General features: G+C 31.1%; 18 protein-coding genes and 1 CRISPR repeat array. Of the genes, 14 read left to right on the top strand and 4 right to left on the bottom strand.

The features are described from left to right. Positions 1-5 precede the first annotated feature (5 nt). Genes cas9 through cas2 form a run of 3 tightly spaced genes read left to right on the top strand, consistent with a single transcriptional unit; the run spans position 6 to position 4271 of the window. Positions 6-2960: a type II CRISPR RNA-guided endonuclease Cas9 gene (gene cas9, locus FBF21_RS07945; protein ID WP_052796772.1), complete on the top strand. Its 2955-nt coding sequence runs from the start codon at positions 6-8 to the stop codon at positions 2958-2960. Further along, on the top strand, positions 2957-3847 hold the full coding sequence (gene cas1, locus FBF21_RS07940; RefSeq protein WP_002797819.1) for a type II CRISPR-associated endonuclease Cas1: 891 nt from the start codon (positions 2957-2959) through the stop codon (positions 3845-3847). Before cas9 ends, cas1 begins: the two co-directional genes overlap by 4 nt. Continuing rightward, the gene (gene cas2 / locus FBF21_RS07935) at positions 3840-4271 is read left to right on the top strand and encodes a CRISPR-associated endonuclease Cas2 (RefSeq protein ID WP_002797817.1); all 432 of its coding nucleotides are present in this window, start codon (positions 3840-3842) and stop codon (positions 4269-4271) included. Before cas1 ends, cas2 begins: the two co-directional genes overlap by 8 nt. Positions 4272-4415: 144 nt before the next feature. Beyond that, a CRISPR array of direct repeats spans positions 4416-4715; the repeat unit is 36 nt; unit sequence ATTTTACCATAAAGAAATTTAAAAAGGGACTAAAAC. A gap of 119 nt (positions 4716-4834) precedes the next feature. On the opposite strand, the gene FBF21_RS07930 is transcribed toward cas2, so the two are convergent. From FBF21_RS07930 to cueO, 4 genes are read right to left on the bottom strand one after another with little or no spacing between them, the layout of a single operon-like run. Beyond that, a complete protein-coding gene (locus FBF21_RS07930) occupies positions 4835-6025 on the bottom strand; it encodes a molybdopterin molybdotransferase MoeA (RefSeq protein WP_052796773.1) in 1191 nt (396 codons plus the stop codon). Between the two features lie 3 nt (positions 6026-6028). Then, a complete protein-coding gene (locus tag FBF21_RS07925; protein WP_002855371.1) occupies positions 6029-6475 on the bottom strand; it encodes a molybdenum cofactor biosynthesis protein MoaE in 447 nt (148 codons plus the stop codon). Then, the gene (locus FBF21_RS07920; RefSeq protein ID WP_002779488.1) at positions 6476-6697 is read right to left on the bottom strand and encodes a MoaD/ThiS family protein; all 222 of its coding nucleotides are present in this window, start codon (positions 6695-6697) and stop codon (positions 6476-6478) included. A gap of 1 nt (position 6698) precedes the next feature. Further along, entirely contained in the window at positions 6699-8240 is a 1542-nt protein-coding gene (cueO, locus tag FBF21_RS07915) for a multicopper oxidase CueO (RefSeq protein WP_002900976.1), read from the bottom strand. Positions 8241-8363: 123 nt separating this feature from the next. Between cueO and nspC the strand changes: the two genes are divergently transcribed. The 11 genes from nspC to selD all read left to right on the top strand — a co-directional run bounded on the left by nspC (position 8364) and on the right by selD (position 20675). Further along, positions 8364-9512, top strand: a complete 1149-nt coding sequence (gene nspC / locus FBF21_RS07910) for a carboxynorspermidine decarboxylase (protein ID WP_100620038.1) — start codon at positions 8364-8366, stop codon at positions 9510-9512. 303 nt (positions 9513-9815) lie between these two features. Beyond that, positions 9816-10529, top strand: coding sequence for a molecular chaperone TorD family protein (locus FBF21_RS07905; protein WP_024088174.1), 714 nt, complete (start codon positions 9816-9818; stop codon positions 10527-10529). Beyond that, the gene (locus FBF21_RS07900) at positions 10504-10695 is read left to right on the top strand and encodes a twin-arginine translocation signal domain-containing protein (RefSeq protein WP_002851537.1); all 192 of its coding nucleotides are present in this window, start codon (positions 10504-10506) and stop codon (positions 10693-10695) included. The genes FBF21_RS07905 and FBF21_RS07900 overlap by 26 nt, the downstream gene beginning before the upstream one ends. Further along, positions 10695-13499, top strand: a complete 2805-nt coding sequence (locus FBF21_RS07895; protein WP_079264288.1) for a formate dehydrogenase subunit alpha — start codon at positions 10695-10697, stop codon at positions 13497-13499. The genes FBF21_RS07900 and FBF21_RS07895 overlap by 1 nt, the downstream gene beginning before the upstream one ends. Beyond that, positions 13496-14137, top strand: a complete 642-nt coding sequence (gene fdh3B / locus FBF21_RS07890; RefSeq protein ID WP_002851264.1) for a formate dehydrogenase FDH3 subunit beta — start codon at positions 13496-13498, stop codon at positions 14135-14137. The genes FBF21_RS07895 and fdh3B overlap by 4 nt, the downstream gene beginning before the upstream one ends. Beyond that, positions 14134-15066 carry a formate dehydrogenase subunit gamma gene (locus FBF21_RS07885; RefSeq protein WP_100620037.1) on the top strand — a complete coding sequence of 311 codons (933 nt, stop codon included), beginning with the start codon at positions 14134-14136 and terminating at the stop codon, positions 15064-15066. Before fdh3B ends, FBF21_RS07885 begins: the two co-directional genes overlap by 4 nt. 166 nt (positions 15067-15232) lie before the next feature. After that, complete coding sequence (gene fdhD, locus FBF21_RS07880; RefSeq protein ID WP_002858885.1) at positions 15233-16015, top strand: formate dehydrogenase accessory sulfurtransferase FdhD; 783 nt, start codon at positions 15233-15235, stop codon at positions 16013-16015. Next, positions 16008-16745, top strand: coding sequence for a winged helix-turn-helix domain-containing protein (locus FBF21_RS07875; protein WP_168985470.1), 738 nt, complete (start codon positions 16008-16010; stop codon positions 16743-16745). Before fdhD ends, FBF21_RS07875 begins: the two co-directional genes overlap by 8 nt. 112 nt (positions 16746-16857) lie before the next feature. Continuing rightward, positions 16858-18960: an aspartate chemotaxis receptor CcaA gene (ccaA, locus tag FBF21_RS07870; RefSeq protein WP_002858883.1), complete on the top strand. Its 2103-nt coding sequence runs from the start codon at positions 16858-16860 to the stop codon at positions 18958-18960. 110 nt (positions 18961-19070) lie between these two features. Beyond that, complete coding sequence (gene yedF, locus FBF21_RS07865; protein WP_002860696.1) at positions 19071-19643, top strand: sulfurtransferase-like selenium metabolism protein YedF; 573 nt, start codon at positions 19071-19073, stop codon at positions 19641-19643. Between the two features lie 9 nt (positions 19644-19652). After that, the gene (gene selD, locus FBF21_RS07860) at positions 19653-20675 is read left to right on the top strand and encodes a selenide, water dikinase SelD (RefSeq protein ID WP_079254328.1); all 1023 of its coding nucleotides are present in this window, start codon (positions 19653-19655) and stop codon (positions 20673-20675) included. The last annotated feature ends 58 nt before the right edge of the window (positions 20676-20733 follow it).

The raw sequence follows: 20733 nt of genomic DNA, 5'->3' as shown, positions 1-20733 counted from the left end.
CTAGTGTGGCAAGAATTTTGGCATTTGATATAGGAATAAGCTCTATTGGCTGGGCATTTAGTGAAAATGATGAGTTAAAAGATTGTGGAGTTAGGATTTTTACAAAGGCTGAAAATCCCAAAACAGGAGAATCCTTAGCCTTGCCAAGACGCCTTGCAAGAAGTGCTAGAAAACGCCTTGCTAGACGCAAAGCAAGGCTAAATCACTTAAAACATTTAATCGCAAATGAATTTAAGTTAAATTACGAAGATTATCAAAGCTTTGATGAAAGTTTAGCCAAGGCTTATAAAGGATCTTTAATTAGCCCTTATGAGTTAAGATTTAGAGCTTTAAACGAGCTTTTAAGTAAGCAAGATTTTGCAAGAGTGATTTTACATATTGCAAAAAGGCGTGGCTATGATGATATTAAAAATAGTGATGATAAAGAAAAAGGTGCGATTTTAAAAGCTATCAAGCAAAATGAAGAAAAACTAGCAAATTATCAAAGTGTGGGCGAGTATCTTTATAAAGAGTATTTTCAAAAATTCAAAGAAAATTCCAAAGAATTTACAAATGTTAGAAATAAAAAAGAAAGTTATGAACGCTGCATAGCGCAAAGTTTTTTAAAAGATGAATTAAAGCTTATTTTTAAAAAACAAAGAGAATTTGGCTTTTCTTTTTCAAAAAAATTTGAAGAAGAGGTGCTTAGTGTAGCATTTTATAAAAGGGCTTTAAAAGATTTTTCTCATTTGGTGGGAAATTGTAGTTTTTTTACCGATGAAAAAAGAGCGCCAAAAAATTCGCCCTTAGCTTTTATGTTTGTAGCACTTACAAGAATTATCAATCTTTTAAACAATCTTAAAAATACTGAAGGAATTTTATATACAAAAGATGATTTAAACGCCCTTTTAAATGAAGTTTTAAAAAACGGCACTCTAACTTATAAACAAACAAAAAAGCTTTTGGGCTTAAGCGATGATTATGAATTTAAAGGAGAAAAAGGAACTTATTTTATTGAGTTTAAAAAATACAAAGAATTTATAAAAGCCCTAGGTGAGCATAATTTAAGCCAAGATGATTTAAATGAAATAGCAAAAGATATTACCCTTATAAAAGATGAGATTAAACTTAAAAAGGCTTTAGCAAAATATGATTTAAATCAAAATCAAATTGATAGTTTAAGCAAATTGGAATTTAAAGACCATTTAAATATAAGTTTTAAAGCCTTAAAACTTATCACTCCTTTAATGCTTGAAGGTAAAAAATACGATGAAGCTTGCAATGAGCTTAATTTAAAAGTAGCAATCAATGAAGATAAAAAAGACTTTTTACCCGCATTTAATGAAACTTATTATAAAGATGAGGTAACTAATCCTGTGGTTTTAAGGGCGATTAAAGAATATAGAAAGGTCTTAAATGCCTTACTTAAAAAATACGGTAAAGTGCATAAAATAAACATTGAATTAGCAAGAGAAGTAGGTAAAAATCACAGCCAAAGAGCTAAAATAGAAAAAGAGCAAAACGAAAACTACAAGGCCAAAAAAGACGCCGAACTTGAATGTGAAAAACTAGGCTTAAAAATAAATAGCAAAAATATTTTAAAATTAAGATTATTTAAAGAACAAAAAGAATTTTGTGCTTATAGTGGAGAAAAGATTAAAATTAGTGATTTGCAAGATGAAAAAATGCTTGAAATTGATCACATTTACCCTTATTCTAGAAGTTTTGATGATTCTTATATGAATAAAGTTTTAGTTTTTACCAAGCAAAATCAAGAAAAACTTAATAAAACCCCCTTTGAAGCCTTTGGCAATGATAGTGCAAAATGGCAGAAAATTGAAGTTTTAGCAAAAAATTTACCTACTAAAAAGCAAAAAAGAATTTTAGATAAAAATTACAAAGACAAAGAGCAAAAAGACTTTAAAGATAGAAATCTAAACGATACTCGCTACATCGCAAGGCTTGTTTTAAACTACACTAAAGATTATTTAGATTTTTTACCTTTAAGCGATGATGAAAATACAAAGTTAAACGACACACAAAAAGGCTCAAAAGTGCATGTAGAAGCAAAAAGCGGTATGCTTACATCGGCTTTAAGACACACTTGGGGCTTTAGCACTAAGGATAGAAATAACCATCTTCATCACGCCATCGATGCAGTAATTATTGCTTATGCAAACAACTCTATCGTAAAGGCTTTTTCAGATTTTAAAAAAGAGCAAGAAAGCAACAGTGCAGAACTTTATGCAAAAAAAATTAGTGAATTAGATTATAAAAACAAAAGGAAGTTTTTTGAGCCTTTTAGTGGTTTTAGGCAAAAGGTTTTAGATAAAATTGATGAAATTTTTGTCTCAAAACCTGAGAGAAAAAAGCCAAGTGGAGCTTTACATGAAGAAACATTTAGAAAAGAAGAAGAATTCTATCAATCATACGGCGGAAAAGAAGGAGTTTTAAAAGCCCTAGAGCTTGGTAAAATCCGCAAAGTAAATGGTAAAATAGTTAAAAATGGCGATATGTTTAGAGTGGATATTTTTAAACACAAAAAGACAAATAAATTTTATGCTGTGCCAATTTATACTATGGATTTTGCTTTAAAAGTATTACCAAATAAAGCTGTAGCACGAAGTAAAAAAGGTGAGATAAAAGACTGGATTTTAATGGATGAAAATTATGAGTTTTGCTTTTCTTTATACAAAGATAGTTTGATTTTAATTCAAACTAAAGATATGCAAGAGCCAGAATTTGTTTATTATAATGCTTTTACAAGCTCTACTGTTAGTTTGATTGTTTCAAAACACGATAATAAATTTGAAACGCTAAGCAAAAATCAAAAAATATTGTTTAAAAATGCAAATGAAAAAGAAGTAATCGCAAAAAGCATAGGAATTCAAAATCTAAAAGTATTTGAAAAATACATAGTTTCAGCACTTGGGGAAGTTACAAAGGCTGAGTTTAGACAAAGAGAAGATTTTAAAAAATGAGTTACGATGAAGCTTTTAAAACACTGCTTATTAGCTCTAATGCCAAGCTAAATTTAGAGCTAAATCATCTTGTGATTAAGCAAGATGAAAATATAGCCAAATTGTTTTTAAAAGATATAAATATCATCGTTTTAGAAAGCTTACAAATAAGCATTAGTTCCGCACTTTTTAATGCCTTTGCAAAGTATAAAATTATCTTATTAACCTGCGATGAAACTCATAGTATAAATGGCGTTTTTACTCCTTTTTTAGGGCATTTTCAAAGTGCAAAAATCGCAAAAGAGCAAATGAATGTAAGTGCTCAAAAAAAGGCTATTTTATGGCAAAAAATCATTAAAAATAAAATCCTAAATCAAGCCTTTATCTTAAAAAAACACAATAAAATAGAGCAAAGCAATGAGCTTATAAATTTGGCTAAAAAAGTAAGCTTAAATGATAGTAAAAATATTGAAGCTGTTGCGGCGGCGCTTTATTTTAAAACTTTGTTTGGTACTTCTTTTTCAAGAGATGAGCTTTGCTTTGAAAATTCTGCTTTAAATTATGGCTATGCAATCATTAGGGCTTGTATTATTAGAGCAGTTTGCATAAGTGGGCTTTTGCCTTGGCTTGGCATAAAGCACGATAATATTTATAATTCTTTTGCGCTTTGTGATGATTTGATAGAAGTGTTTAGGGCTAGTGTTGATGATTGTGTTTTAAAGCTTAAGGGTGAAAGTGAGTTTTTAAGCAAAGATGACAAAAGAGCGTTGATTGGCAATTTACAAAGTAAAATCAATTTTGATGGGCAAAATTATCCTTTAAACAGAGCGATAAATCATTATGTGGCAAATTTTAAAAATGCTTTATTGTATGAAGATGAACTAAAGATAGTGAAATTTGATGATTGAAGATAAATTTATGCGTGTGCTTTTGATGTTTGATGTGCCAACTAAAAGTAAAAAAGAGCAAAAACTAGCAAGTAAATTTAGAAATAATCTTATAAAATTAGGTTATTTTATGCTGCAATTTAGTGTTTATATGCGTATTTGCAAGGGTTTAAGTTCTGCAAAAAGTTCTATTGAAAATGTAAAAAAGATTTTGCCACCTTATGGAAATGTAAGGGCTTTAATCATCACTGAAAAGCAATTTGATAAAATGGAGCTTTTGCTTGGTGGCATAGTTTTTAACGAAAAAGTTAATAACGAAACCAATTTAACGCTTTTTGATATAGATAGTCATGGAGAATTTAAATATAAAAATTCAAATAATGAAGAAATTCAAATAAACAAAAAACAAGAAAAATATCATCAGCAAAATTTATTTGAATTTTAAAAGCGGTTTTAGGGGATTGTAACCCCGCAGAGTCCCGCAAACTCTTTATTTTAGTCCCTTTTTAAATTTCTTATGAGATTATAGCATAATTTTTGCTATTTTTCATGAAAAAACCCCGAAATTTTCATTATCTGGTAAATATCTATTTTACCATAAAGAAATTTAAAAAGGGACTAAAACAAACTAAAATTCAAGATGATTTATGTTTAGATTTTACCATAAAGAAATTTAAAAAGGGACTAAAACTTATACTTTGATTATAAAAATTACATAAAGATTTTACCATAAAGAAATTTAAAAAGGGACTAAAACTGTAAAATATCATCATCCTCATTCTTGTAGATTTTACCATAAAGAAATTTAAAAAGGGACTAAAACAACCGCCAAGCTCTTTTAAAAACTGCCATAATTTTACCATAAAGAAATTTAAAAAGGGACTAAAATAAACCCTAGTGGATTGAAACTCCGCTAGGGCTAATTACTCCACTAAAAGGAGGTTGCAAATTTGAAACTTATTGAAATTTAGGGTTGATTAAAATCGAAATAAAATTATTTAAATAATTTTAAGGCATAAAGATAATATCCACTAAACTTTCATTTTCTAAAATTTCACATTCTTTTGGCACCACCATAAGGGCAGCTTTATTGTTAAGATTGTTTATAATCGCACTAGAGCCTTCTTTTTTGCCTTCAAGATTGGCTAAAATGCGTCCATTTTCAAACTTTATGTTACAAGCGACAAATTCCAAATAAGGTGTTTTTTTCTTGTAACTTCCTTGTAAAAAGGCTTTGCAAATATAGTCTTTAGGCTGAAGTAACCAAGAGTTTAAAATCTCTCTTGCGTAAAGATTAAACATTACCATAGCCGAGTAAGGAAAACCTGGTAAGGCGATGATGAATTTTTCATTAGCCTTAGCTATTTTGATATGTCTACCTGGTTTTATGTCGGCTTTATCGATGATGATTTCGTATTCTTTGATGGCTTTTTTTAAAAAGTCAAAATCTCCCATAGAAACCCCGCCCGTTGTAACCAAAATATCACAACTTTGCAAAGCACTTTCAAGGGTGGAAAAAGTGGCTTTCTCATCATCTTTTAAAAGAGGAAAAACCCTTGTATCGCAATTTAAATTTTTAGCTAAATTAGCTATGGCGATATGATTTGAAGAGCGGATTTGAGCAGGATTTTCCAAGGCTTCTCCTAGATCTTTGATCTCACTTCCGCTACTTAAAACCCCTACAATAGGCTTTATAAACACACCAATGTGAAAAAATCCAAGTTCAGCCAAAAGAGCTATCTCGCTATAATTTAACTTTGTGCCTTTTTTGAGCAAAATTTCATCTTTTTTATAGTTTTCTCCTACCGCACGCACGGCAAAAGCTTGGGGAACTTTTTTTTCTATAAAAAGAGTATCATTTTCTACGCGTACATTTTCAACAGGGACTAAAGTATCACTTCCCTCGCTCATGAGTGAGCCCGTAAAGGTTTTTACACAAGTACCATTTTGCACGCTAAATTGTGGCATAGTGCCTGCAGGTGTGAGGCCTAAAATTTTTAAAGGCTTATCTTGATCTTCAAATTTGATCGCATAACCATCCATAGCCGAAGTTGGAAATTCAGGCTGATTTTTAAGGGCTTTTATGTCTTGAGCTAAAATGCGTCCTAAACACTCTGTAAGAGCTATTTTTTCAATCTTTTCATAGGTTTTGATATGAGAGTGTAAAATTTTTAAACTTTCTTCATAAGACATTAACATTTTTTATCCTTTTAAAAGTCCTGCACCGCAAAGTTTGGTTGATCTTTCTTTGGCATAAATTCTTTCTTTGTTTATCACATCATACTTCCAAATAGGTGCACTTGCTTTAAAATCTTCAACAAATTCATTAAGAAGTTTAAGTCCTAATTTTCTTTGTTTGCTTAAAATTCCTGCAAAATAAGAGCTTTCATGAACCGCCACATCGCCTATAGAGTGAGCAAAAAGCAAGCTAATACCATCAAAATCTACTCTTTTTTGCCACTCATCAAACCATTTTTTTAAAAGCGGTTCATAAATATCAAAACTAAGTGCCTCAATGCCTCCTTCTTCACGCACAATACCACAAAAAGTCAGCAAAGCACCGCAGTTTTTATCCTTGGCAAATTCATACCATTGGCTATAAATTTTAGGAATATCTAAAGAACCTTGATAGAGTGTAAAATGTTCCATTTAACCCCCACAAACTGGCGGTAAAAGTGCTATTTTATCACCATCTTTTAACTTAGTGTTTTCATCAAAAATGATTTCATCGTTTAAAGATACGGCACAAAGTTCTAGCCATTCTTTTAAACTCTCATCTTTTTGCAAAATTTCTTTTAATTCTTTTAAATTTTTTACCTCAAGCTCTAAATTTTCTTTATTTATGGGGCCTAAAAATTCCACTTTTACCATTTTATTCCTTTACTTCTAAATTTCCCATCATTCCTAAATCTTCATGTTCTAAAATATGGCAATGATACATTCTAAGCCCTTTAAAATCTTGTTTCATTCTAAGTCTTAACTCTTCATTAGGACGCACATTTATAGTATCTCTTAAGGCTCTAAATTCGGCTTTTTGAACTTTGCCATTGAGTTTTGATGAGATGAGTTCAAATTGCGTGCCATGTATATGGAAAGGATGATCCATGTGAGATTTGTTTATCACTATCCAGTCTTCAACTACTCCAAGTTTGGAGCTTAAATCAATGCGTTTTAAATCATAGCTTTTGCCATTGATTAAAAACATAGACGCAAGAGCGATTTTTAATTCACCTTCACTTTTTCCCATCATACCATGCATTTGCATATGATCTTCACTCATGATTATTTCTTTAAATTCCTTAGGTTCTTCTGAAGGTTTGAAAATTTTTAAATTTTTTGGAAGTTCTACATTTTCTTTTTTTAGGTTAATATTGGCTAGAAATAGGGTATTAGGTTCTTCTTTTACCATCATTTTATCCCTATCATAATAAGCACTTTCTAGCTTAAAATTCCCATCTTTTGGAGCGTCGATTAAAACTTCTACACGAGAAGCAGGACTTAAGAAAAGTTCTTCTTTATAAATAGCTTTTTCTATAAGTCCACCATCAGTACCAACAAGTATAAACTTAGCTCCTTGTATGCGTAAATTTAAATATCTTGCTGCAGTAGCATTATAAATGCGTATGCGTTCGTTTGTGGCGAGTTTGATTTTAGGTTTAAATTGTCCATTGATGAGTACAAATTCTCCTTCTCTACCATTTAGCCAATCATTTAGGTTATTGTTTGGAATTTGAGCGTTTTCATCAAGACGCAAATCGCTAATCATCAAATCTTTTTCTTTTAAATGACTTAAAGCATCTTTTTTTGCTTTGATCACAAAAGCCCCCGCTAAACCCATAAAAACTTGTTTAGAAGCCGTATAATGAGGATGTGGATGATACCAGTAAGTTCCTGCGCTATCTTGAGGAATTTCAAAACGATATATTCTTTCTTCTCCTGCTAAGATAGGATCATGTGGGCTTCCATCTTGATCAGGTGGCACAGGAACGCCATGCCAATGTATAGTTGTAGCTTCTTTGAGTTTGTTTTTGACTAAAATTTCAAGTTTATCTCCTTCAAAAACTTCTATTTTTGGAGCAGGCACGAGGCCATTGTAAGTATAAAATAAGGTTTTTTTACCTTTGATAAGCTCTATATGATTTTCTTTGATTTCTAGGGTAGCACGAAAAATATTTTTTTCTTTACTTTCATTTTTGAGTAAAGGCAAGGCTTTTAAAATTTCTCCTTGGGGGAATTGTTTTGGATCTAAAAGCTTTAAATTTTTTGGAGCAAAGTTTATAAAAGAAGTATCTAAGTCATGATTTATAGAATGATTTTTATGCATGGAGTGCATATCATGCATAGGATTTGCATAGGCTACACCCATACTTGCTAGAGTGAGTGCATTAAATTTTAAAAAATTTCTTCTATTCATTAGTTTTTCCTTTTGCTTGATTTTTTGTATTATAGTCATTATTTTTTTAACTTTAGTAAATATTTATTTTGAAAATTTGGTTTAATTTTGTTATGATTTTAGCAATTTAATCAAGGAAAAATAATGTTTTATGAAAAAATTCAAACCCCAGCTTATATTTTAGAAGAAGATAAATTAAGAAAAAATTGTGAGCTTTTAGCAAGTGTTGGCGAAAAAAGTGGTGCTAAAGTGCTTTTAGCTTTAAAAGGTTTTGCTTTTTCAGGAGCGATGAAAATTGTTGGAGAATACTTAAAAGGTTGTACTTGTAGCGGACTTTGGGAAGCAAAATTTGCTAAAGAATACATGGATAAAGAAATTCATACTTATTCGCCTGCTTTTAAAGAAGATGAAATAGGTGAAATAGCCAGCTTATCTCATCATATAATGTTTAACTCTTTAGCTCAATTTCATAAATTTCAAGCTAAAACACAAAAAAATTCCTTAGGTCTTCGTTGTAATGTTGAATTTTCTCTAGCCCCAAAAGAACTTTACAATCCTTGTGGAAGATACTCAAGACTTGGAATTCGTGCTAAAGATTTTGAAAATGTGGATTTAAGTACCATAGAAGGACTTCATTTTCACGCACTTTGCGAAGAAAGTGCTGGTGCTTTAGAAGCTGTTTTAAAGGTTTTTGAAGAGAAATTTGGCAAATGGATAGGGCAAATGAAATGGGTGAATTTTGGAGGAGGACATCACATCACTAAAAAAGGCTATGATGTTGAAAAGCTTATTGCTTTGTGTAAAAATTTCAGTGATAAATACGGTGTGCAAGTTTATCTTGAACCAGGCGAAGCGGTGGGTTGGCAAACAGGAAATTTGGTGGCTAGTGTAGTAGATATCATAGAAAATGAAAAACAAATTGCTATTTTAGATACTTCAAGCGAAGCGCATATGCCAGATACTATCATCATGCCTTATACAAGTGAAGTTTTAAATGCTAGAATTTTAGCCACAAGAGAAAATGAAAAAATTTCAGACTTAAAAGAAAGCGAATTTTCCTATTTGCTTACTGGAAATACTTGTTTAGCGGGTGATGTAATGGGAGAATACGCCTTTGATAAAAAGCTTAAAATCGGCGATAAAATTGTTTTTTTAGATCAAATTCATTACACCATTGTGAAAAACACAACTTTTAATGGTATAAGACTTCCAAATCTCATGCTTTTAAATGCAAAAAATGAACTTCAAATGATAAGAGAATTTTCTTATAAGGATTATTCTTTAAGAAATTAGTATTATTTATAATTTGCATAAAATGTTAATTTTACTCGGAAGAGAATCAAAGATGTAAATTTTATGCAAAGTATTTTATTTTTTCAAATATAAAATCAACTCAAATATCTAATTTTCAATACTTTGGTATGATTTTTTAATATTTTAAATCCTTGTGGAATTTTATTGAAATTCAGTGATTTTTAAATCAAATAGTATTAAGATAAATCGATTTAAAAATCGGCTTTAAAATGAATATTAGGTATATTTTGCATAATATTCATTCAAGCAAAATTTAAAGCTATTTTTGAAAATTTTGAATGCATGGGGGCTTTAATGGATTTGGAAAAATTAAGATTAGCTAGAAGTCTTTATTATCAATGTCTAGGAGAGCTTTTTGTTTTTTCATTTTCTGAAGAAAGATTGTCAAAATTACAAGAGTATTTAAAGACAATGCAAGAATGTTTATTTGATGAAAATTTAAAATCAAATTTTGATATCTTGCTTAAGCATTTAGATGATGAAAATTCTATACAAGCATTTTTTAAAGAATACGATTTGCTTTTTTTAAGTCTTAAAAACAGCATTCCAACGACTTTTTCTTACATAGAAGAAGGTTTTGAAAATTCAAATCCTTTACTTTGTGTGCGTCAAATTTTAGTCAAAAGTAAAATAAGACGCAATGAAAAATTTTTTAAAGAAAGTGAAGATAGTGTTGGATTTTGTTTATTGTTGATGAGTGAATTTTTAAGGCAAAATGAAGATGATTTAGCCAAAGAGCTTTTTGAAAAAGTGATCAATAAAAGCATTGATGAGTTTTTAGGCGATGTTTTCATGAATAAAAATGCGAATTTATATAAGGAAATTGCAAGTATTGCATTGGCTTTTATGGAATTTGAAAGACTTTGCTTTGAAGTAGAAAAACCTGCAAAAATAAATTCTAAAAAAGTGCAAAACGATCTATCGCGTTCAGAATTTTTAAGAAGAGAAGCAAATAAACAAAGGAGGACTCGTGAAAAATCGCAGGGAATTTCTTAAAAAATCCGCTTTTGCCTTAGGGGCTGCTGGAGTGCTTGGTAGCACAACTTTAGCTCTAGCTAAAGATGAAGAAAGAAAAGATTTGGTTAAAGGTAAAAGTAAGAAAAAAGAAGTGCTTTTTCAAAGAAGTGCTAATTGGGAAAATTATTATATAAAGGCTGAGTAATGTCAAGTGTAGGTGAAAATATCAAGCTTACGCGTCGTTCTTTTCTTAAAATGGCAGCACTTTCAAGCCTAGCAACACCGTTGCTTGCTAGAAGTGAAACTTTAAGAGAAGCGAGTGCTGATGAGCTTAAAGAAGCGTATGAAGGTAGTAAAAAAGTAAAAACAGTTTGTACAGCCTGTTCTGTAGGCTGTGGGATTATTGCAGAAGTGCAAAATGGTGTTTGGGTGCGTCAAGAAATTGCTCAAGATCATCCTGTGAGTTCAGGTGGACATTGCTGCAAGGGATCTGATATGATCGATATGGTGCGTTCACATGTGCGTTTAAAATATCCTATGAAAAAAGAAAATGGAGAATGGAAACGCATAAGTTATGAGCAAGCTTTAAGTGAGATCGGAGAAAAACTAGCTGCTTATCGTAAAGAAAATCCTGAAAGTGTTATGTTTTTAGGTTCTGCAAAACTTAATAATGAACAAGCTTATTATATAAGAAAATTTGCAGCATTTTTTGGAACGAACAATGTAGATCATCAAGCTAGAATTTGACACAGCGCAACAGTCGCCGGTGTGGCGAATACATTTGGTTATGGCGCTATGACAAACCATCTTGGAGACATTCAAAGAAGTAAATGTATCATTATCATTGGAGCAAATCCAGCGGTAAATCACCCTGTGGGTTTTAGACATTTCTTAAAAGCAAAAGAAAAAGGTGCAAAGCTTATCGTTGTAGATCCTAGATTTACAAAAAGTGCAGCAAAAGCGGATATTTATGCAAGAATTCGTCCAGGAACTGACATTGCTTTCATGTATGGAATGTTAAAAATCATTTTTGATGAAGGCTTGGAAGATACAAAATATCTTGATGAAAGAGTTTTTGGAATTGATAAAATTCGTGAAGAAGCAGCAAAATGGACAGCTGAAGAAGTGGAAAATGTTACAGGGATCTCTAAAGAACTTTTGGTGCAAATCACTCACGAAGTAGCTAAAAACAAACCAACTACGCTTATTTGGGCTATGGGTTTAACTCAACATACTGTAGGAACTTCAAATACACGTTTAGCACCTATTGTGCAAATGGTACTTGGAAATATAGGTAAATTTGGTGGTGGAGTTAATATCTTACGCGGACACGATAATGTTCAAGGTGCTTCAGATATGGCTTGTTTGAGTGAAAATTTACCTGGTTATTATCCTTTAAATGAAGCGACTTGGAGATACTATGCCAAAATTTGGGGTGTGGATTATGAGTGGCTTTTAGGAAATTTTGTAAGTAAAGATTGGATGCATAAAACTGGACTTTCACTTGCTAGATGGTGGGCAGCGGCTTTAAATGGAAAAGATGGAAATGATGCTATCGATAATGCAGGAACGCCTTTAAAAGCTTTAGTAGTTATGGGAAATGGTATTACTTCGACTGCACAACAAGTAAAAGTTAAAGAAGGTTTGGAAGCTTTAGAGCTTTTAGTTTTAGCCGATCCTTTTGTAAATGAAGCAGGGATTATCGCAGAAAGAAAAGATGGAATTTATCTTTTACCTGCAGCAACACAGTTTGAAACAAGTGGAAGTGTAACAGCTACAAATCGTAGTGGGCAATGGAGATTTAAAGTTGTAGATCCACTTTATGAAAGTATGGAAGATCAAGAAATTTTATTTGAGCTTGCTAAAAAATTAGGCTTTTATGAAGACTTTACCAAGACTTTACGCGATGAAAAAGGTGAGATCGTTTGGCCTGAAAATGCAACAAGAGAAATTGCAAAAGCAGTTAGAAGTATAGGGCTTAATGGTTGGAGTCCTGAAAGGCTTAAAAAACATACTTTATACTGGGATAAATTTGATGAGGTAACTTTAGAAGGAAAAGACGAAGTTGCGGGCGAGTATTATGGGCTTCCTTGGCCTTGCTGGAGTGATAAGCACCCAGGTTCTCCTGTACTTTATAATACCGACATTGAAGTAGCAAAAGGTGGTATGGGCTTTAGAAATAATTTTGGACTTGAGTATGAAGGAGAGAGTTTGCTTGCTAAAAATGCACCTTTAAATTCGCCTATTAATACAGGTTATCCACAAATTACTAAAGATAATATAGAAAAAGTTTTAGGTATTACTTTAAGTGCTCAAGAAAAAGAAAAAATGGGATCAACTTGGTCTTATGATGATAGCAATATCATAGCAACTAAATGTATAGAAAAAGGCATAGTTCCTTATGGAAATGCTAAAGCTAGAGCTGTAGTTTGGACTTTTAAAGATAAAATTCCACTCCACCGTGAGCCTTTACATTCTCCAAGAAACGATTTGGTACAAAAATATCCAAGTTTTGAAGATCAAAAAGCACTTTATCGCGTGGATACTAAATTTGTTTCTGTGCAACAAGCTAAGGATTATTCTAAAGAATTCCCGCTTAATCTTGTTACCGCAAGACTTGTGAATTTAAATGGTGCAGGTATGGAAAATAGAGCATCTATGTATCTAACGCGTTTAACACCTGAAATGTTTTGTGAGATCAATCCTGAATTAGCAAAAGAGCAAGACATTAAAGCAGGAGATATGATTTGGGTGCATTCTCCAGAAGGCACTAAAATTCATGTAAGAGTGAAGGTTAATCCAGGTGTAGCAAAAGATATGATTTTCTTGCCTTTCCATTTTACAGGAGTTATGCAAGGCGTGGATTTAACGCACAATTTCCCAGAAGGAACTAAGCCTTATGCAAGCGGAGAAAGTGCTAATACGGTAACAAATTATGGTTATGATATTATGTGTCAGATTCCAGAGACTAAAGGCGGGCTTTGTAGAATCAGTAAGGATGGAAAATGAGTAAGGTAAATTTTGCAAATTTAGAAAAAGAACGCTTGAAATTCTTTTGTGATAATGAGCGTTGTATTGATTGTAATGGTTGTGCGGTAGCTTGTGATGAAGCACATGAGCTTCCTATTCATATTCGCCGCCGCCGTGTGATTACTTTAAATGAAGGAATTCAAGGAAAAGAAGTTTCAACTTCTATTTCTTGTATGCATTGTGATGATGCTCCTTGTTCTATCGTTTGTCCTGTGGATTGTTTTTACATCCGTGCTGATGGTATTGTTTTGCATGATAAAGAAATTTGCATAGGTTGTGGATATTGTCTTTATGCTTGTCCTTTTGGTGCACCACAATTTCCAAAAGATAGTGTTTTTGGAAATAAAGGCATTATGGATAAATGTACTATGTGTGCAGGTGGCCCTGAAGCAACGAATTCAGAAAAAGAAAGAGAACTTTATGGTCAAAATCGTATCGCAGAAGGAAAAGTCCCTGTATGTGCTGCGATGTGTTCAACAAAAGCACTTTTAGTAGGTGAAAGTTCTAAAATAGAAGAGATTTATCATAATAGACTTATGAATAGAAATTATGGCATTCCAAATCCTTCGGAAAGTTTGGAATGGAAGATTGCTTACACAGGAAAGGAACGCTTATGAGAAAAGTATTTGTAACGCTTTTATTAAGCGTAGTGAGTTTATTTGCTTATGGTAGCGAGAGAATGGGACAAGATACTCAAATTTGGGATTTTCATCGTATTACAAATATCCCAAATTATGATACTTTTGGCAAACTTTGGACAACTTTGCAAGGTGAATATATAGCTACTATAGCTTTAATCACTGTTATTGCGGTATTATCTGCATTTGCTTTGCATTATATGGTTATAGGACCTAAGCAATTTTCACACGATGGAAAGAAAATTTATGCTTTTACATTATTTGAAAGACTTTTTCATTTTATCGCAGCCATTTCTTGGGTGATTTTAGTGCCAACTGGTTTTGTGATGATGTTTGGAGAAGTTTTTGGGGGTGGAGTTTTTGTAAGGGTTTGTAAAAATTTACACGCTTTTGCAACGATTTTGTTTATCATCTCTATAATCCCTATGTTTTTATGGTGGATTAAAAGAATGCTTCCTGCAAGTTATGATATCAGATGGATGATGATAGTAGGTGGTTATTTAAGCAAAGTAAAACGTCCTGTACCTGCAGGTAAGTTTAATTTTGGTCAAAAATCTTGGTATTATATAGCTGTATTTGGTGGATTTTTGATGATAATTACAGGTGGATTTATGTATTTTCTTGATTTTAATTCCACGGCAATTCAAGGTCTTTTTGGTTTAACTCAAATTGAACTTTTAAGAATTTCAGCTATAGTGCATAATTTCTTGGGTATAGTGTGTGCAGTGTTTTTTGGTGTGCATATTTATATGGCAGTATTTGCAATCAAAGGCAGTATCCATTCTATGATTAGTGGTTATAAAGAAGAAGAAGAGGTTTATATTTTACATTCTTATTGGTATAAAGAATTAAGCAATAAAAAGCAAATTGAACCTAGTTTTTCTTATGATCCTAATGTGAAAATTTAATCTTTAACCGCTATGTTATTACATAGCGGTAGTTTTAAGCTTTTTTGAAATAAATAGAACGAATTTTCTTTTATAAGTTGAATCTAAAATCTATTTTTCCATATATAAATTTGTTATTTATGTTTTTTTGATATAATATTGTTTAAAGATATTTAAAGGATAAGGTATGGATCCGTTATTTACAACTCAAATTTTAAAATATAAAGGTGATGAATCTTTTACATGCAATGATACTTTAGTGCGTGAAATTAAGCTTGAAATTTTTATTAATGATGAAAAAGTAGGTGCTTTAATGGCAACTCCTGTAGATGAACAGGCATTAGCAATAGGATATTTAATGAGTGAAAATATCATTGCGAAAGTAAGCGATATTGAGAGCATAGAAACAAAAGATGATGGTATGAGTGTGCATATTAAAGCAAAGATTGATAAAGAAAATTTAGCAAAGCTTAATGCTGAAGGTGTAGTTATAAGTGGTTGCGGTAGAGCACATACTGCCAATATCGATCCAGAAGCTATTGAAGCGAGTAAAATTAGTTCTGATGCAAAATTTAGCAAAGATGAAATTTTAAAACAAATGAGTACTTTTTATACTCAATGCGAGCTTTACGAGAAAACAGGCTGTGTGCATACGGCTAAGCTTTTTGTAGATGAGAAAACTTTTTTTATAGGTGAAGATATAGCTCAACATAATACCATAGATAAAGCTTTAGGAAAAGCACGTTTAGCTGGGGTTGATTTAAGTCAATGTTTTTTAATGGTTAGTGGAAGGCTAAGTTCTGAAATGGTAGCTAAAGCAGTTATGCATAAAATTCCAGTGCTTGTTTCACGCACGGCTCCTACTTGTTTAGGGGTTATGATAGCAAGAAAATTTGATTTAACGCTTTGTGGTTTTGCTAGAGAAAATAAGATCAATATTTATAGTGGAGAATTTAGAATTCATGGATAAAAATCAAGAAAAAGAAATCATCTCATATATGAGAGAATTGTTAAATAGCAATGAAAAATTAGATTGTGGTACGGCTTTTAAAATTGCAAAGAAATTTAATATAAATATAGAAAAAATCGGACAATTAGCCGATGAAAATCACATGAGAATTGATAATTGCGAGTTGGGGCAATTTGGACATTTAGATTTTGAAAAAGCAAAGATTGAAGTGCTTAAAAAAATAGAACCTAGTTTAGATGAAAAGCGTAGAATTTTTTGTAAAGATGCAAGAGATATTGCTAAAGAAGGTTGTGGACTTAAAAGTATGCGTTCAGCTTTAAAAACTTATAAGGTTGATGTAAAGTATTGTCAACTTGGTTGTTTTAAAGAAAAAAAAGGTAAGCAATTTATAGTAAGAACAAAAACTTGGATTGAAAATGCGGATGGAGATTTGCTTTTTGGTCGAGGAAAAACAGAACTTTTAGAACTTATCGGACAAACAGGTAGTTTATTACATGCTTCTAAACTTATGGGGATTAATTATAAAAAAGCTTGGATGCATTTACAAACCTTACAAAAAAATTCTCAAGAAAATTTAGTTAGCACAAGACAAGGACGCTCTAAAGAATCAGGAACAAAACTTACTCCTAGAGCTATGGAATTGATGGAAAATTACTCTATTTTGCAAAAAGACATAGAAGAATACGCTAATAAACGCTTTAAAGAATTGTTTTTAAAAGGAAAAAAATAAATCTTCTATCAAAAAATACTAATACATAATTTTTTTATAATTAATTAATATTATTTTTTTAAAAATATGTTAAAATTAGAATCTAAATTTTTTATTTTTTAGGAGTTATAAGATGTTTAAATCTTTAAATATAGGTTTAAAACTTATTTTTTCTGTGGCAGCTGTTGTTGTTATTGGACTTGTTATTTTAATTTCATTAATCACAAAACAAGTAAGTCAAAATATTACCAAAAATACAGAAGATATTCTTGCTTCTATCACGAAAGAATATGCTACTCAAACTCAAGGAATTTTTGGGGAAATGATCGCTTTAAATAAAAGTATTTCAGGTACTTTAACAGAAATGTTTAGATCAACCTCTAAAGAAGATTTAGATATAGACAATATAACAAATATTATAACCAATACTTTTGATAATAGTGCTTATTCTAATTTTACTTATTTATATCTTATTGATCCGCCAGAATACTTTAAAGAAGAGAGTAAATTTTTTAATACTCAAAGTGGAAAATTTGTTATGCTTTACGCTGATGAAGAAAAGGATAATAAAGGCGGAATAAAAGCAATACAAGCTAGTGATGAAATAGCTAATCTGCAAGTTGTGCAAGATATATTAAAAAAAGCAAAATATGGGGAAAATAAAGTATATATAGGCCGTCCTATTAAGATGAATTTAGAAGGTCAAGATTTTGATGCTGTAAATGTTGCTATGCCTATTTTTGATCGAAAAAATCAAGTTGTAGGTGTCATAGGCATGACTTTAGATTTTTCAGATATTGCTACTTATCTTTTAGACCCTAAAGGTCAAAAATATGATGGTGAATTAAGAGTTCTTTTAAATTCAGATGGTTTTATGGCGATACATCCAAATAAAAATCTAGTTTTAAAAAATTTAAAAGATATCAATCCTAATAAAGGTGCACAAGAAACTTATAAGGCCATAAGTGAAGGAAAAAATGGAGTTTTTAACTATATAGCTTCTGATGGTGATGATTCTTATGCTGCGATTAATAGTTTTAAAGTGCAAGATAGTTCTTGGGCAGTTTTGGTAACTGCTCCTAAATATTCAGTATTTAAACCCTTAAAAAAATTACAATTAATTATTCTTGGTGCATCTTTTATTTTTATTTTTGTTGTTTTAGGAGTGGTTTATTATTGCGTAAGAAAAATTGTCGCATCTAGATTGCCTGTGATTCTTAGTTCTTTAGAATCATTTTTCCGTTTTTTAAATCATGAAAAAATTGAACCTAAGGCTATTGAAATTCGTGCTAATGATGAGCTAGGAGCAATGGGAAGAATCATAAATGAAAATATTGAAAAGATTCAAATATCTTTAGAACAAGATCAAAATGCTGTAGATGAATCGGTGCAAACTGCTAGAGAAATCGAAAAGGGTAATTTAACTGCAAGAATTACTAAAAATCCTATAAATCCTCAATTAGTAGAACTTAAAAATGTTCTTAATAGGATGCTTGATGTTTTACAAAGTAAAATTGGTTCTAATATGAATGAAATTAATAGAGTTTTTGATAGTTATAAGGCTCTTGATTTTAGTACAGAAGTATTTAATGCTAAAGGTGAAGTTGAGATTACAACTAATATTTTAGGCAAAGAAATTAAAAAGATGCTTTTGGCTTCTTCAAATTTTGCTAAAGATTTAGCCAATCAGTCAGAAGAGTTAAAAAATTCTATGCAAAAACTTGCTGATGGCTCTAATGCACAAGCGAGTTCTTTAGAACAATCGGCTGCAGCTGTGGAGGAGATTAATTCTTCTATGCAAAATGTAAGTGGAAAAACAGTTGAGGTTGCTTCACAAGCTGATGATATAAAAAATATTGTCAATGTGATTAAAGATATCGCTGAGCAAACGAATCTTCTTGCTTTAAATGCAGCTATTGAAGCTGCACGTGCTGGAGAACATGGGCGTGGTTTTGCAGTTGTTGCAGATGAGGTAAGACAGCTTGCGGAAAGAACAGGAAAATCCTTATCTGAAATCGAGGCAAATATTAATATACTTGTTCAAAGCGTAAATGAAGTAGCAGAATCTGTAAAAGAACAAACAGCAGGAATCACACAGATTAACGATGCTATAGCACAACTTGAAACTGTAACTAAGGAAAATGTCGAAGTTGCAAATGTCACCAATAATATAACAAATGAAGTCAATCAAATTGCTGCGGCAATTCTTGAAGATGTGAATAAAAAAAGATTTTAAAAAAGCTCATTTTTGAGCTTTTAAATTTTTTCTATATTATTTAAAATTTTTAAACACAAAACAAGTAATAAAATAATATTATTTTTCAAAGCTAATATCAAGGAAAAATAATGAAAATTGATTGTCGCAATCTATCTTGTCCTCAGCCTATAGTTGAAACAAAAAACGCTCTTGAAAAACTTCAAGAAAATGAAATTTTAGAAATTGTTTTAAATTCTATTATTTCAAAAAATAATGTTGTAAAATTTCTTAACTCTTTAAATTTAAACCCTGTTGTAGATGAAAATGCACAAGAGTTTTGCATCAAAGTACAAAAAAAGAATTTTGATTCTAGTAAAGTAAATATTCACGATTATAATGTTTTATTTTTAAAAACCGACAAAGTGGGTGAGGGTGAATTGGGACAAAATTTACTTGTAGGATTTTTAAGTACCTTAAAAAATTTAGATCATGCTCCAAGTAAAATTCTTTGCGTAAATGAAAGTGTTTTAATCAATGTTGATGAAAATCATAAAGCACATTTAGCTATGAAAGAACTTGAAAATTTAGGTATTGAGATCATAAGTTGTGGAGCTTGTCTAGAATTTTTTAATAAAAGCAAAGAACTTAAAATAGGAAATATAGGCAATGCTTATGAAATTTTAAACGAGCTTTTTGGTAAAGCAAAAATCATTACTCTATAAGGAAAAACACTGCAATATAAAAATCAAAATTTAACGCATTTTGTTAAAGCAGCAGGCTGAGCAGCGAAATTAAGCCCGGGTGGTCTTAAAACAATTTTAAATTTCATGCAAAAAACTCCTGCTTTACTTAGTGATATCGGAAATAATGAAGATGCAAGCGTATATCAAATCAGTCCCGATTTAGCTTTGGTGCAAACGCTTGATTTTATCACTCCTATAGTAGATAGTGCTTATCATTTTGGTGCTATTGCTGCAGCAAATGCTTTAAGCGATGTTTTTGCTATGGGTGCAGAGGTAATTAATGCCTTAAATATAGTAGGTTTTGATACTTGCAATCATGATTTAAACATCTTAAAAGAGCTTTTAGAAGGTGCAAATGATAAAGTTAAAGAATGTAATGCTTTAGTCGTGGGTGGCCATACTATAGAAAGCACCGAGCTTTTTTTTGGACTTAGTGTTACAGGAAAAGTACATCCTAGTAAATTTATTGCTAATAATACTTCTAAAATCGGAGATTGTATCATTTTAACCAAGCCTTTAGGAACAGGAATTTTAAGTACAGCTTTAAAGGCGCAAATGTTAAATCAAAAACATTTAGATATAATGCTTAAAAACATGATGGAGTTAAATTATAAAGCCAGTCAAATTGCTCTTAAATTTCATCCAAGTGCCATGAGTGATGTTACAGGTTTTGGACTTTTAGGACATTTAAAAGAAATGCTAAATAAAAATATTTCTTTTGAAATTTTTGAAAGTGAACTTCCTTTTTTAGATGGAGTAAAAGAGTATTTTAATATGGGTTTAATTCCTGCTGGAGCTTATAAAAATTTAGAATTTATAAAAGAACTTACCCCTGATTTAAATGAAGAAAAATTATTACTTTGTGATCCACAAACTTCAGGAGGACTTTTAATTTCTATAAGTGAAAAAGATTCCTTAGAATGTTTAAAAAAACTAGAAGATGAAAATATTCAAGCTAAAATTATTGCTAAGGTTGTAAATAAGCAAGAAAATGATATTATCATTTCTTAATTTTTGTTACTTATATACCCATTAAAATTTTTTTTATCATTTTTTATACATTTTCTAT

Source organism: Campylobacter sp. CFSAN093238, assembly GCF_012898015.1.
Lineage (GTDB): Bacteria > Campylobacterota > Campylobacteria > Campylobacterales > Campylobacteraceae > Campylobacter_D > Campylobacter_D jejuni.
This window is presented reverse-complemented; position numbering and strand designations above follow the sequence as displayed.

Excerpts from the sequence above, each read along its gene's own strand:
- cas1 (WP_002797819.1), top strand. The coding sequence starts at position 2,957 with ATGAGTTACGATGAAGCTTTTAAAACACTGCTTATTAGCTCTAATGCC.
- cas2 (WP_002797817.1), top strand. The coding sequence starts at position 3,840 with ATGATTGAAGATAAATTTATGCGTGTGCTTTTGATGTTTGATGTGCCA.
- FBF21_RS07930 (WP_052796773.1), bottom strand. The coding sequence starts at position 6,025 with ATGTTAATGTCTTATGAAGAAAGTTTAAAAATTTTACACTCTCATATC.
- FBF21_RS07925 (WP_002855371.1), bottom strand. The coding sequence starts at position 6,475 with ATGGAACATTTTACACTCTATCAAGGTTCTTTAGATATTCCTAAAATT.
- FBF21_RS07920 (WP_002779488.1), bottom strand. The coding sequence starts at position 6,697 with ATGGTAAAAGTGGAATTTTTAGGCCCCATAAATAAAGAAAATTTAGAG.
- cueO (WP_002900976.1), bottom strand. The coding sequence starts at position 8,240 with ATGAATAGAAGAAATTTTTTAAAATTTAATGCACTCACTCTAGCAAGT.
- nspC (WP_100620038.1), top strand. The coding sequence starts at position 8,364 with ATGTTTTATGAAAAAATTCAAACCCCAGCTTATATTTTAGAAGAAGAT.
- FBF21_RS07905 (WP_024088174.1), top strand. The coding sequence starts at position 9,816 with ATGGGGGCTTTAATGGATTTGGAAAAATTAAGATTAGCTAGAAGTCTT.
- fdh3B (WP_002851264.1), top strand. The coding sequence starts at position 13,496 with ATGAGTAAGGTAAATTTTGCAAATTTAGAAAAAGAACGCTTGAAATTC.
- FBF21_RS07885 (WP_100620037.1), top strand. The coding sequence starts at position 14,134 with ATGAGAAAAGTATTTGTAACGCTTTTATTAAGCGTAGTGAGTTTATTT.
- fdhD (WP_002858885.1), top strand. The coding sequence starts at position 15,233 with ATGGATCCGTTATTTACAACTCAAATTTTAAAATATAAAGGTGATGAA.
- FBF21_RS07875 (WP_168985470.1), top strand. The coding sequence starts at position 16,008 with ATGGATAAAAATCAAGAAAAAGAAATCATCTCATATATGAGAGAATTG.
- ccaA (WP_002858883.1), top strand. The coding sequence starts at position 16,858 with ATGTTTAAATCTTTAAATATAGGTTTAAAACTTATTTTTTCTGTGGCA.
- yedF (WP_002860696.1), top strand. The coding sequence starts at position 19,071 with ATGAAAATTGATTGTCGCAATCTATCTTGTCCTCAGCCTATAGTTGAA.